Origin of the sequence: Rhodococcus sp. NPDC057529, assembly GCF_042802055.1 — a bacterium.
Taxonomy (GTDB): domain Bacteria; phylum Actinomycetota; class Actinomycetes; order Mycobacteriales; family Mycobacteriaceae; genus Rhodococcus_F.
Window position 1 is genome coordinate 279,379 of sequence record NZ_JBHVEY010000009.1, and the last position, 12,007, is coordinate 291,385.

General features: G+C 68.3%; 15 protein-coding genes. 13 read left to right on the forward strand and 2 right to left on the reverse strand.

The genetic code is table 11. From position 1 onward, the window contains the following. Window positions 1–117: 117 nt before the first annotated feature. The 13 genes from pgsA to recX all read left to right on the forward strand — a co-directional run bounded on the left by pgsA (window position 118) and on the right by recX (window position 10,233). On the forward strand, window positions 118–780 hold the full coding sequence (gene pgsA, locus ACFU5V_RS20095; RefSeq protein WP_378434838.1) for a CDP-diacylglycerol--glycerol-3-phosphate 3-phosphatidyltransferase: 663 nt from the start codon (window positions 118–120) through the stop codon (window positions 778–780). Beyond that, window positions 777–1,277, forward strand: coding sequence for a CinA family protein (locus ACFU5V_RS20100; protein WP_378434841.1), 501 nt, complete (start codon window positions 777–779; stop codon window positions 1,275–1,277). The genes pgsA and ACFU5V_RS20100 overlap by 4 nt, the downstream gene beginning before the upstream one ends. 71 nt (window positions 1,278–1,348) lie before the next feature. Then, a complete protein-coding gene (locus ACFU5V_RS20105; protein WP_378434843.1) occupies window positions 1,349–1,735 on the forward strand; it encodes a helix-turn-helix domain-containing protein in 387 nt (128 codons plus the stop codon). Between the two features lie 153 nt (window positions 1,736–1,888). After that, window positions 1,889–2,719 (forward strand): PspA/IM30 family protein, encoded by an 831-nt coding sequence (locus ACFU5V_RS20110; RefSeq protein ID WP_124392892.1) that lies wholly within the window; start codon window positions 1,889–1,891, stop codon window positions 2,717–2,719. A gap of 17 nt (window positions 2,720–2,736) precedes the next feature. Then, entirely contained in the window at window positions 2,737–3,567 is an 831-nt protein-coding gene (locus ACFU5V_RS20115) for a hypothetical protein (RefSeq protein WP_378701409.1), read from the forward strand. A gap of 188 nt (window positions 3,568–3,755) precedes the next feature. Next, complete coding sequence (locus ACFU5V_RS20120) at window positions 3,756–3,932, forward strand: hypothetical protein (RefSeq protein WP_378701411.1); 177 nt, start codon at window positions 3,756–3,758, stop codon at window positions 3,930–3,932. A gap of 16 nt (window positions 3,933–3,948) precedes the next feature. Beyond that, the gene (locus ACFU5V_RS20125) at window positions 3,949–4,665 is read left to right on the forward strand and encodes a PIG-L deacetylase family protein (RefSeq protein WP_378701413.1); all 717 of its coding nucleotides are present in this window, start codon (window positions 3,949–3,951) and stop codon (window positions 4,663–4,665) included. A 275-nt stretch (window positions 4,666–4,940) separates the two neighbouring features. Beyond that, complete coding sequence (locus ACFU5V_RS20130) at window positions 4,941–5,573, forward strand: TetR/AcrR family transcriptional regulator (RefSeq protein ID WP_378434852.1); 633 nt, start codon at window positions 4,941–4,943, stop codon at window positions 5,571–5,573. Further along, the gene (locus ACFU5V_RS20135; protein ID WP_378701415.1) at window positions 5,570–7,114 is read left to right on the forward strand and encodes a glycerol-3-phosphate dehydrogenase/oxidase; all 1,545 of its coding nucleotides are present in this window, start codon (window positions 5,570–5,572) and stop codon (window positions 7,112–7,114) included. Before ACFU5V_RS20130 ends, ACFU5V_RS20135 begins: the two co-directional genes overlap by 4 nt. A 27-nt stretch (window positions 7,115–7,141) precedes the next feature. Beyond that, window positions 7,142–8,290: a glycosyltransferase gene (locus ACFU5V_RS20140; RefSeq protein ID WP_378434856.1), complete on the forward strand. Its 1,149-nt coding sequence runs from the start codon at window positions 7,142–7,144 to the stop codon at window positions 8,288–8,290. Between the two features lie 33 nt (window positions 8,291–8,323). Further along, complete coding sequence (locus tag ACFU5V_RS20145; protein WP_015890433.1) at window positions 8,324–8,518, forward strand: DUF3046 domain-containing protein; 195 nt, start codon at window positions 8,324–8,326, stop codon at window positions 8,516–8,518. A gap of 144 nt (window positions 8,519–8,662) precedes the next feature. After that, window positions 8,663–9,709: a recombinase RecA gene (gene recA / locus ACFU5V_RS20150; protein ID WP_015890434.1), complete on the forward strand. Its 1,047-nt coding sequence runs from the start codon at window positions 8,663–8,665 to the stop codon at window positions 9,707–9,709. 8 nt (window positions 9,710–9,717) lie between these two features. Next, on the forward strand, window positions 9,718–10,233 hold the full coding sequence (recX, locus tag ACFU5V_RS20155; protein ID WP_378434859.1) for a recombination regulator RecX: 516 nt from the start codon (window positions 9,718–9,720) through the stop codon (window positions 10,231–10,233). Window positions 10,234–10,355: 122 nt separating this feature from the next. On the opposite strand, the gene ACFU5V_RS20160 is transcribed toward recX, so the two are convergent. Further along, the gene (locus tag ACFU5V_RS20160; RefSeq protein WP_378434861.1) at window positions 10,356–11,255 is read right to left on the reverse strand and encodes an amino acid ABC transporter permease; all 900 of its coding nucleotides are present in this window, start codon (window positions 11,253–11,255) and stop codon (window positions 10,356–10,358) included. Beyond that, the gene (locus ACFU5V_RS20165) at window positions 11,252–11,932 is read right to left on the reverse strand and encodes an amino acid ABC transporter permease (protein WP_015890437.1); all 681 of its coding nucleotides are present in this window, start codon (window positions 11,930–11,932) and stop codon (window positions 11,252–11,254) included. Before ACFU5V_RS20165 ends, ACFU5V_RS20160 begins: the two co-directional genes overlap by 4 nt. Window positions 11,933–12,007: the final 75 nt, after the last annotated feature.

Consider the following 12,007-nt stretch of genomic DNA (forward strand, 5'->3'; position numbering starts at 1 on the left):
GTCGTGAACATTAGCCAACGGCCGTACCGATATTCTTAGGCACGTGCCGGTACGACCTACGAATCCCTCCCACTCCCCGCCGTGTCCCGGGGTGCAGTTCGACGCTGCGGTGCTCCGATGAGCGCGCAGCGCGAGGATTGGACGGCCGCCGACAACCCGGCGGCCCCGGATCCGGCGGTCGAGCCCGCGAGTGAGACGGCCGTACCACTGCTGAACATCGCGAACATCCTGACGATCCTCCGGATCCTGCTGGTCCCCGTCTTCCTGGTCGTGCTGTTCGTCGGCGACGGCCACTCGACGACGTGGCGCCTGATCGCCACCGGCGTGTTCGCGGTCGCCGCCATCACCGACCGGATCGACGGTCAACTCGCCCGCAAGTACGGCCTCGTCACCGACTTCGGCAAGCTCGCCGACCCCATCGCGGACAAGGCGCTGATCGGTGCCGCCCTCGTGGGTCTGTCGATTCTCGGCGACCTGCCCTGGTGGGTCACCGCGGTGATCGCGGTGCGGGAACTGGGCATCACCCTGCTCCGGTTCGCGGTCCTGCGGCACGCGGTCATTCCCGCAGGTCGGGGCGGCAAGCTCAAGACTCTCGTCCAGACGATCGCGATCGGGTTCTACCTGCTGCCGCTACCGGACGGATTCGACACCCTCGGATGGGTCCTGATGGGTGCCGCGGTGCTGTTGACGGTGGTGACCGGGCTGGACTACGTCGTGCAGGCGGCCCGCCTGCGCGCCGGCGTGCTCGAGGTCGAAGCGAACGCGAGCACCGGGGCGTGACCGACCCGTTGGTCGACGGCACGCGCGCATCCGACCTGGTCGCCGTGCTCACCGCCCGAGGAGAGACCGTCGCCACCGCGGAATCACTCACCGCGGGACTGCTCACCGCGACCATCGCCGGTGTGCCCGGCGCGAGCACCGTGCTGCGCGGGGGACTCGTCGTCTACGCCACCGACCTGAAGGCGACTCTCGCCGGTGCCGATCCGGTCCGGCTGGCGGAGGACGGACCGGTGGCGGCGTCCACGGCGCACGCGCTCGCCGACGGTGCCCGCGCCCGTTGCGGCGCCGACTGGGGCGTAGGACTGACCGGCGTCGCCGGCCCCGACACGCAGGACGGACATCCAGTGGGCACGGTGTTCCTGAGCATTTCCGGGGCGGCCGGTACGTCGGTCCTCGAACTCGGATTGACCGGCGACCGGTGGCAGATCCGTAAATCTGCGGTTTCCGCCGCCGTGTCGGGACTCCTCGATCGTGTGCAGGAAACATCCGCAGGCTAAGGTCGGGAACCAATCGGTCCTGTTCGCGCGTTGAGATAGGCGAGACAGGTGACGGATGAAGGAGGAGCGAGATGGCGCTGCTATTGCGTGAGGCAATCGGTGACAGTCTTCGGCGTACGCGCGTTTCGCAGAGCCGGACCCTGCGTGAGGTCTCCAACAGTGCTCGCGTGAGCCTCGGGTACTTGTCCGAGGTCGAACGAGGGCGCAAGGAAGCCTCGAGTGAGCTCCTGGCGGCGATCTGCGACGCGTTGGACGTCCCACTGTCCGACGTGCTCGTCGACGTCAGCGAATCGCTGTCCGACGGGTCTGCGGCCAAGCGCGCCGACACCGAGCGGCATGCGGTCGAATCCGCGCCCGCAGAAGCCGCCGCCGCGAGCGCACGACCGGGCTCGACGACCATCGCCCGCGACACCCGGGTGGTCATCCCTGCACCCGCGCAGGCGCTGGCTGCCGCATAGCAACACCCGTGCCGAACCGATAGATTTCAGTCAACCGCCGATCCGTCGGCGGGTGAGCCAGGTAGTCGGGGCGCAGCCCTTGTTCCGGTGCGTGACGGTCGCGTATCGGGTCGCGCATCGCGCGGCGCAACAGATGGAGGCAGGATCACACCCATGGCTAATCCTTTCGTCAAGGGATGGAAGTACCTGATGGCGCTCTTCAATTCCAAGATCGATGAGAAGGCTGACCCCAAGGTTCAGATTCAGCAGGCGATCGAGGATGCGCAGCGTCAGCACCAGGCACTGTCGCAGCAGGCCGCGTCTGTCATCGGCAACCAGCGCCAGCTCGAGATGAAGCTCAGCCGACAGCTCGACGAGGTGGAGAAGCTCAACGCCAACGCCCGTCAGGCCGTCAACCTGGCCGATCAGGCGCAGGCCGCCGGCGACACCGAGAAGGCCATCCAGTACACCAACGCCGCCGAGGCGTTCGCCGCGCAGCTCGTCACCGCCGAACAGGGCGTCGAGGACCTGAAGGCACTGCACGACCAGTCATTGCAGGCAGCTGCCCAGGCGAAGAAGGCCGTGGAGCAGAACGCGATGGCTCTGCAGGCCAAGGTCGCGGAACGCACGAAGCTGCTCAGTCAGCTGGAGCAGGCCAAGATGCAGGAACGGGTCAGCGAGTCGCTGCGCTCGATGGACAGCACCCTTTCGGCTCCCGGTAACACGCCCAGCCTCGATGCCGTGCGCGACAAGATCGAGCGGCGTTACGCCGATGCCCTCGGTTCTGCGGAGCTGGCGCAGAACTCGGTGTCGGGCCGCATGATGGAAGTGCAGCAGGCGAGCATTCAGATGGCCGGACACAGCCGCCTCGAACAGATCCGGGCCTCCATGAAGGGCGATGCACTGCCCTCCGGCGGTGCGGCCGGCGCACCGGCGACGCCCGCCGCCAACCCGAACCTCGACAAGCAGCCGCCGGCGGCAGGCCAGACCGGCACGGCGCAGTAACCGAATCGCCTGTGAGCATGAGTTCCACCCGTGGTGGCCGACCTGGACGTGGAGTCCGGTCGGCCACTGTCGTGTCCGGGCTCGCCGGGATCCAGGGTGCGCTGCGCGAGGCCGGTGAGTCCGTCGCGGACGCGGCGCAGCGGTGGCGCGACCCTCGTGAACGTCTCCTGCGGAAGAAGCGGCGGGCCCGCCGTCGCGCGAAGCGCTTCGGCTTCGTGTCCGGAACCTCGGCCACCGGCGCCGCCGGTCTCGCTCTGATGGCTGCTCCGGAGTGGACGATGCTGATGGCCGGTGGGGGCGCGGTCGTGTTCGCGGTTCCCGCGGCGCTGGCCGTAAGCCGGTACCGCAAGCTCGACGCCGTGACTTTGCCGCCGGGTCTGCCTGCCCGACGGGTGCTTCCGGCGCCGTCCTCGGCCGCCCGGGAGCCGTTGGAGCGACTCGTCCACAGCGAGCGAGCGCTGCACGGCATCCTCGGCGTGCTGTCCCGGTCCGCGACCATCAGCGCCGAGGACATCGAGGACACCCATACCACGGCCCGCTCCGCGGCAGCCGCGTTGCAGGCGGTGGCACTCGACATCACGTGCATGGAGGACGCCGCCCGGGGGAGTCGTGCCGCGGCAGCGCCGCTCCATCGGGCGATCGCCTCTGCCGCCGCGCAACTCGGCGACGGCGTCGAACAGTTCGAAGAACTGGTGGCCGCTGCCGCCGAGGTCGCCGTGCCCGGAACGGAGAGTGCCGTCGGCGAACTTGCCTACGAACGCGCGGAACTCGTGTCGGCGACCGAGAAACTCGCCGGCCTCGCGGCTGCCCTCGGCGAGATCGACGACATCGTTCGCCGCTACCGCTGACCTCGTCGATCGACGCAGCGCCCCAGGGGAGCTCGTGTGGGGGAGAACCCTGATCTTTCCCTGATCTTTACGTTGACCAGGTGATTTACCCGCGTCGGCATGCCAGGCTGGGGTGCGTACCCGATACATGGGGTCGACCGGACGTCGGGCGCAGAAAATCGATCGGGGAGACGTGAGTGGAGGAAGCCATGTTCTGGAAGATTGTTCTCGCTGTCGCGGCGATCTGGATCGCCCTCGCAGTGGTCGGTGCCCTCGTCAAGGGTCTGTTCTGGATTCTCGTCGTCAGCGCCGTCGTCTTCGGTGTGTACCTGTTGATCAAGGCGATGTCGGGATCCGACGAGAAATCGGACATCACGCGCAGCTGACGGGCATGCTCTACCCATGGAACCGGTACCGGAGGACTGGCATCGTGGGCTCGTCGTCGTCGCGCACCCCGACGACATCGAATACGGCGCAGCGGCGGCCGTGGCCCGCTGGACCGGGCAGGGCAAGGACATCCGCTACGTGCTCGCCACCAGCGGAGAGGCAGGGATCGCGGGCCTGAACCCGACGGAGTCGGGCCCGCTGAGGGAGGCGGAGGAGTGTCGCTCGGCGGCCGTGGTGGGGGTGACCGACGTCGAGTTCCTCGGTTATCCCGACGGCACTCTCGTCGAGAGTCTCGCGCTCCGGCGCGACCTCGCCACGGCGATCCGTCGTCATCGTCCGGATCTGGTGGTGACGGCGAACTTCGGGGACACCTGGGGGCCGGGCCGGCTGAACAGTGCGGACCACCGTGCTCTCGGGCGAGCCGTCCTCGACGCCACAGCGGACGCCGCCAACGAATGGATCTTTCCCGAACTGGGGGAGTCGGGGTTGCCGCCGTGGCGCGGAGTCCGGTGGGTGGCGGTGCACACGATGACCCCCACTCACGCCGTCGATGTCACCCACACGGTGGATCGGGCGGTACTCTCCCTTGCCGAGCACGTGCACTACCTGGAAGCGCTCAGCGACGTGCCGGTGGGGCAGCAGGCGCGGGCCCAGGTCGAGATGGTGACCGGGCCGCAACCGGGATTCGACGCCGAACGCGCGGTGGGGTTCGAGCTCTACCACTTCGGCTGAGTTCACGGAGCACTGACCAAGGCGACGACGCGCGGGCTGGTGAATGAGAGTCCGACCCGGACGGAACTGCAATATTTACCGAATTTACCGATGGTCGCGGGTTGTCGGTGCCCGACATCCACGCCAAGCCTGTCGCCCCGCCTTCCGGTCCTGCTCACGCCCTCGAATCTCCGACGGCGGGGAGTCCCCGCGGCATCCGGTACCGGCCGCACGGACGTGATTCGGGTGCCGGTGAGGTGCCGACGGGGGATTCATGCGTTACGGTGTTACATACAATGTCTATTCGTAATCCACCGTCGCGTGACGACACCTCAGCGAGCGTCGAAGACTCCATCCTTGACGCCGCACGCTCGTGCATCCTCGATTTCGGACTGCGCCGCACCACCCTGGCGGAGGTCGCGCGGAGGGCCGGCGTCAGCAGGCCGACCGTCTACCGGCGCTGGTCGGACACCAGGGCGGTGGTCGCCGATCTCATGACCCGCGAGATCGCTGCGGTGATGCCCGAATTCTCCACCGAGGAATCGGTTCACCGCCAACTGGTCGACGCCGTGGTTCGCGTGTCCACCGAGGTGCGTGACCATCCGCTGTTCGTGAAGATCCTGCGCTCGGATCAGGAACTGTTCACCACCTACATCCTCGAGCGGCTCGGTACCAGCCAGCGGGCGATCATCGACCAGGTCTCGGCCGCGGTGTCGGCGGGACAGGTCCAGGGCTCGATCCGCGCGGGAGACAGCCGTCAGATCGCCACCATGGTCCTGCTGATCGCCCAGTCCGCGGTCCAGTCGGCCGTGATGGTCGCCGAGGAACTTCCCGGCGACGCCCTGACCGAACAACTCCGGCACGCCGTCGGCGCCTATCTGGCACCCGACGCAGCCGACACCCACTCGACAGATCGAGGAGACCGGTGACCCACCCCAGCACGACGTCCGTGAGCCGCTCGTCGGCGCTCAACGCCGCGCGACGGACACGTGAGCTCGACCAGTTGGCGGACGGCGCACGCGTCGACCTCCTGGTGATCGGCGGCGGAGTGACCGGCGTCGGCGTCGCACTCGATGCGGCGTCACGCGGCCTCGACGTCGTACTCGTGGAGAAGCGGGACCTCGCGTTCGGAACCAGCCGGTGGAGTTCGAAACTCGCCCACGGCGGGCTGCGCTACCTGGCGTCGGGCAATGTCGGCATCGCCCGCGAGAGTGCGGTCGAACGCGGAATCCTCATGACTCGCACCGCGCCCCACCTCGTCCGGGCGCTGCCACAGCTCGTCCCCGTCCTCGATTCCACGACGCTGTTCGGAAAGTCCCTCGTCCGCACGGGATTCCTGGCCGGTGACCTGCTCCGTGCGAGCGCTCGCACACCGTCGGCGATCCTGCCGCGGTCGCGGACGGTCCGGGCGGACCGGGTGGTCGAACTGGCCCCCGCGGTGCGCCGGGACGGTCTTCGGGGCGGCCTGATGGCCTTCGACGGCCAGCTGGTCGACGACGCCAGGCTCGTGGTGTCCCTCGCCCGCACCGCTGCGCTCCACGGCGCGAAGGTGCTCACCCGTACGGGCGCCTACGACGTGACCGGGACGTCCGCGACCCTGCGCGACGAGCTGACCGGCTCGGAACTGTCGATCACGGCGCGCGCCGTCGTCAACGCGGCAGGCGTGTGGTCGGGTGAGATCGATCCGTCGATCACGCTGCGACCCAGTCGCGGCACACATCTGGTCCTGCCGGCGGAACGGCTCGGGAACCCGACCGCGGCGCTCACGGTTCCGATCCCCGGTGAGACCAACCGTTTCGTCTTCGCCCTGCCCGCACAGCTCGGTCGCGTGTACCTCGGCCTGACCGACGAGGCGGCGCCGGGACCCGTCCCCGACGTTCCGGAAGCGTCGGAGCAGGAGATCGACTTCCTGCTCGACACGGTCAACACCGCACTCGAGGTGCCCTTGCGGCGTTCGGACGTCCTCGGCGCGTTCGCCGGACTGCGACCGCTGCTCGACACCGGCGACGGATCGACCGCCGACCTCTCGCGCAACCATGCCGTCCTCCGTTCGGACACCGGTCTGGTCAGTGTGGTGGGCGGCAAGCTGACCACGTACCGGAAGATGGCGGAGGACGCCGTCGACGCCGCGGTGGCGGCGGCGGGACTGGACGCTCGCGCGTGCCGGACGCGTGCCCTCCCGCTCGTCGGCGCCGCGACTCCCGAAGCGCTGCGGCAGGTTTCGGCCCCGCCGACGCTGCTCGCCCGCTACGGAACGGAGGCGGCGCTGATCGCCGCGGCCGACCCCGGACTACTGGCCCCGATCGCCGAGGGCGTGGACGTGAGCCGCGCCGAGTTCGAGTTCGCGGTGACCCACGAGGGCGCACTCGACGTCGACGACCTCCTCGACCGTCGCACCCGGATCGGACTCGTCCCCGCCGACCGTGCGCGGTCCCTCGCCGCGGCCGAAGCCGTGTTCGAGAAACGGTGACGCCGACCGTGTGACACCCTGTGCTTCGTGCGAGTCGCCGTGGTCGCCGGGCCTGATCCCGGACATGCCTTTCCCGCCCTGGCGTTGTGCCTCGCTTTCATCGAGGCCGGGGACGAACCGGTCCTGTTCACCGGCACCCGGTGGGTCGAGCGCGCGCGGGCAGCGGGGGTGCCTGCCGAGTTGCTGAAAGGTCTTGCACCCCGCCCGACGGACGACGACCTCGACGCGGGCGCGCGCATCCACGCCCGCGCCGCGCACATCTCCACCGAGTTGCTTCCCGACCTGCGCGCGATGGGACCCGATCTCGTGGTCTCGGACGTCCTCACCGCAGGTGGCGGCATGGCGGCGGAGCGGCTGGGGATCCCGTGGGTCGAGTTGTCCCCGCACCCGCTGTACGCGGCGTCCCGGGGATTGCCGCCCATCGGAAGCGGGTTGGCTCCGGGTGTGGGAATCCGGGGCCGGGCCCGCGACACGCTCATGCGGGCGGCGACGGCACGGTCGATCCGGCAGGGCGGGCGGCAGCGTTCCGAGGCCCGGGTCGGCGTCGGGCTGCCGGCGAAGGATCCGGGACCGGTGCGCCGGCTGATCGCGACGCTCCCCGCGCTCGAGGTACCGAGACCGGACTGGCCCGCCGAGGCGCACGTGGTCGGGCCGCTGCTGTGGGAACCGACGAACGAGGTGCTCGTGCCGCCGGACGGCACCGATCCGCTGGTCATGGTGGCTCCGTCGACCGCGTTCACCGGTGCCGAGGGCATGCTCGAGACGACGCTCGCCGGGCTCGACGGGGCCGGCGTCCGCGTGATCGCGTCCATCCTGGACGGATCGCCGTCCGCGGTTCCGCCCTGGGTGCGAGCGGGTCTCGGCCGTCAGGACGCGATGCTTCGCGAGGCCTCCGCCGTCGTCTGCGGCGGGGGCCACGGGATGCTGGCGAAGGCCCTGCTCGCAGGTGTCCCGGCGGTGGTGGTCCCCGGCGGCGGCGATCAGTGGGAACTCGCGAATCGCGCCGCGCGGCAGGGGAGTGCCGTCGTGGTGCGTCCCCCGAGCGCCGCGGCGCTCCGTGCGGCGGTCGACCAGGTGCTCTCGAACGGCGCCCACGCGGAGGCCGCGCAGCGGGCCGCGCGGAGCATCGCGGACGTGGCGGATCCGGTGGAGGTGTGCCGCGACGCGCTGCGGTGAGAGTCCCGCCCGGGGTTGGGCTAGCGTGGACGCGTGCGACTGACAGAATTTCACGAACTCGTCCGCGAGGAGTTCGGGCAGATGCGCGGCGACGCACTACTCGTCGACCACGTGCTGCTCAGTCTCGGGGGCAAGACCGCCGCCGAGGCCATCGAGGACGGCCGGGAGCCCCGCGAGGTGTGGCGTGAACTCTGCGCCGAGTTCGACGTTCCACCGCAGCGCCGGTAGAGATCCGGCGTGTCGAACGGGCCGGTCGCACCAATCGAACACACGTTCCCCTATGCTGGAGATGTTCGGTGGTCACGGTTCTTGTCGGTACCTGGATCTAACCTGACCGCAGATCACTGATGAGACTCGAGAATGGGGACGACGATGGCACCACAGGCACACGATCGAGACAAGGCGCTCGACCTCGCGCTGGCGCAGATCGACAAGAACTTCGGCAAGGGCTCGGTGATGCGCCTGGGCGAAGGTGTCCGTCAGCCCATCGCCGTCATCCCGACCGGTTCCATCTCGCTGGACGTCGCCCTCGGCATCGGCGGGCTGCCCCGCGGCCGTGTCGTCGAGATCTACGGCCCGGAATCCTCGGGTAAGACCACCGTCGCTCTGCACGCGGTCGCCAACGCCCAGGCGGCCGGCGGCATCGCCGCGTTCATCGACGCCGAGCACGCACTCGACCCCGACTACGCCCAGAAGCTCGGTGTCGACACCGACGCACTGCTGGTGTCGCAGCCCGACACCGGTGAGCAGGCGCTCGAGATCGCAGACATGCTGATCCGCTCCGGCGCCCTCGACATCCTCGTCGTCGACTCCGTGGCCGCGCTCGTCCCGCGCGCCGAGATCGAGGGCGAGATGGGCGACAGCCACGTGGGTCTGCAGGCACGTCTGATGAGCCAGGCGCTCCGGAAGATGACCGGCGCGCTCAGCAACTCCGGCACCACCGCGATCTTCATCAACCAGCTGCGCGAGAAGATCGGCGTCATGTTCGGTTCCCCCGAGACCACCACCGGTGGTAAGGCGTTGAAGTTCTACTCGTCCGTTCGCCTCGACGTGCGGCGGATCGAGACCCTGAAGGACGGCACCGACGCGGTGGGTAACCGCACGCGCGTCAAGGTGGTCAAGAACAAGGTCGCGCCGCCGTTCAAGCAGGCTGAGTTCGACATTCTCTACGGCCAGGGAATCAGCAAGGAAGGCTCGCTGATCGACATGGGTGTCGAACACGGGTTCATCCGCAAGTCGGGTTCCTGGTACACCTACGAAGGCGACCAGCTGGGGCAGGGCAAGGAGAACGCCCGCAAGTTCCTGTTGGAGAACACCGACATCCGGGACGAGATCGAGAAGAAGATCAAGGAAAAGCTCGGAATCGGCGCCGACGTCACTGCTGCTGCTACGGACGACGCCGCGCCGGTCGAGTTCTAGGCGCCGCCGTGCGTCCCACTGGCGAAGGTGGAACGGAGACGCAGGCGAAGGATCTGTGCCTGCGTCTCCTGACGGACCGTGCCCGGAGTCGAGCGGAGTTGTCCGACCGTCTGGCGAAGAAGGGCTACTCGGCCGACATCGCCGAGCGTGTACTGGATCGGCTCACCGAGGTCGGGCTCGTCAACGACGCCGACTTCGCCCAGCAGTGGGTGCATTCGCGGCACACGTACTCCGGCAAGGGGAAGCGTGCGCTCGCAATGGAGCTGCGCCGCAAAGGCATCGGTCAGGAAGACGCCACCGAAGCCCTCGCGCAGATCGACAGCGAAGACGAACGAGCGCGAGCCACCGAACTGGTTGCGAAGAAGTTGCGCACCGTGGCGGCGGACGACCGTGACCGGGCAGTCCGCCGGCTGGTGTCCATGCTGGCGCGCCGTGGGTTCCCCCAGGGCATGGCGTTCGAGGTCGTCAAGGAGCAACTCGACCGTGCCGGCGCGGACACCGACGGCCTGTTCGACGAAACCTGACCACGATCACGACCGGACTACGGCACGACGAATGACACTGCGGTCGGACGGGAACCGAGTTCCCATCCGACCGCAGTTGCCGTCTCAGACGCGGTGTTGTTCGTCTCGGAAGCGATCCCGCGTCACAGCCGCTTGTCGGTGATGTCCATGCCCGGAACGGACACCGCGGGAAGCTCGGGAACGGCCCCCCGGGGCCCGCCGCCCTTCCGGGCGGCCCGCAGCCGCTTCTCCACCCTGGTCGCCACCACGGTGAGCGTGTAGTTGAGGACGATCATGATGATCGCCACCACGATCAGGGCAGGCAGGTAGTTGCCGTAGAACGCACCGAGTTGCTGACCCGACCGCACCACTTCGACGTAGCCGATGAGGTAACCGAGCGCGGAGTCCTTCAGGGCGACCACCATCTGCGAGATGATCGCGGGGAGCATCGCCGTGACGGCCTGCGGCAGCAAAATGGTGCGCATGACCTGGCTCTTGCGCATCCCCAGTGCCATGGCGGCCTCGCTCTGGCCCTTGGGAAGCGAGTTGATGCCTGCCCGGACGATTTCGGCGATCACCGAGCCGTTGTACAGCGTGAGGCCCACGATGACCGCGGCGAGCGCAAGGTATTTCGACTTGAACACCTCGTACTCGGCGAACAACTGGTACGAGAAGATCATCAGGATCAGCACCGGGATGGCGCGGAACAGTTCGACGATCCCGCCCGCGACCCATCGCACCGGGCGGTGGTCCGACAGGCGTCCGATGCCGAGGATCGCGCCGAGGATCAACGCGAACACGATCGACACGGCGGCCGCGACGAGGGTGCCGCGGATGCCGGGAATGAGATAGGTGGTCCACGAGGTCGATTCGGTGAACGGTTCCCATTTCGCCGCGGTCAGCTGGCCCTTGTCGTCGAGTGCGGCGTAGACGAAGTAGCCGATTACCAGCAGCGCGAGGGCGACGGCCACCGAGATCAGGCGGTAGATGTTCTTCGCCTTCGGTCCCGGCGCGTCGTAGAGGACGGTGGCGGAATTGCTCATCGTGCAACCTCGAATCGCTTGCTCAGGTATCCGAACAGGAGCCCCATCGGCAGGGTCAGGATCACGAATCCGAGCGCGAAGATGCCACCGACGACGAAGATGGCGGCCTCGTTCTCGATCATTTCCTTCATCAGGAGCGATGCCTCCGCCACGCCGATCACCGAGGCGATCGTCGTGTTCTTCGTCAGGGCGATCAGCACGCTGCCGAGGGGCGCGGTGACCGCGCGGAATGCCTGCGGCAGCACGATGAGCCGCAGATTCTGGGAGAACGTGAGACCGAGCGACCGGCCCGCCTCCGCCTGGCCGACGTGCACGGTGTTGATACCGGACCGCAGCGACTCGCAGACGAAGGCCGCGGTGTAGATGCTGAGGCCGAGCACGGCGAGCCGGAAGTTGTTCTCCTCGAAGAACGTCGGTGACTGCTCGGGGGCGAGCTTGACGCCCATCGTCTGGAAGAGCCCGAACGAGCAGAAGATGATGATGAGCGTCAGGGGAGTGTTCCGGAAGATCGTCACGTACGCCGCGCCGACGCCGCGCGCAACCGGGATCGGCGACACCCTCATGGCCGCGAGGATGGTGCCGAGTATCAGAGCACCGACAGCCGAGAACGCGGTCAGCTGCACCGTCGTCCAGAACGCGTCGATCAGCTGATCGCTGTATTTGCTCAGTAGGTCCACTTACCGTCTCCCCAGGTCACCGGTGGTTGGCGTCGAACCGGGTCGGACGACTCCACGAAAGGGGAGTCGTCCGAC

Excerpts from the sequence above, each read along its gene's own strand:
- pgsA (WP_378434838.1), top strand. The coding sequence starts at position 118 with ATGAGCGCGCAGCGCGAGGATTGGACGGCCGCCGACAACCCGGCGGCC.
- ACFU5V_RS20105 (WP_378434843.1), top strand. The coding sequence starts at position 1,349 with ATGGCGCTGCTATTGCGTGAGGCAATCGGTGACAGTCTTCGGCGTACG.
- ACFU5V_RS20110 (WP_124392892.1), top strand. The coding sequence starts at position 1,889 with ATGGCTAATCCTTTCGTCAAGGGATGGAAGTACCTGATGGCGCTCTTC.
- ACFU5V_RS20115 (WP_378701409.1), top strand. The coding sequence starts at position 2,737 with ATGAGTTCCACCCGTGGTGGCCGACCTGGACGTGGAGTCCGGTCGGCC.
- ACFU5V_RS20120 (WP_378701411.1), top strand. The coding sequence starts at position 3,756 with ATGTTCTGGAAGATTGTTCTCGCTGTCGCGGCGATCTGGATCGCCCTC.
- ACFU5V_RS20125 (WP_378701413.1), top strand. The coding sequence starts at position 3,949 with ATGGAACCGGTACCGGAGGACTGGCATCGTGGGCTCGTCGTCGTCGCG.
- ACFU5V_RS20130 (WP_378434852.1), top strand. The coding sequence starts at position 4,941 with ATGTCTATTCGTAATCCACCGTCGCGTGACGACACCTCAGCGAGCGTC.
- recA (WP_015890434.1), top strand. The coding sequence starts at position 8,663 with ATGGCACCACAGGCACACGATCGAGACAAGGCGCTCGACCTCGCGCTG.
- ACFU5V_RS20160 (WP_378434861.1), bottom strand. The coding sequence starts at position 11,255 with ATGAGCAATTCCGCCACCGTCCTCTACGACGCGCCGGGACCGAAGGCG.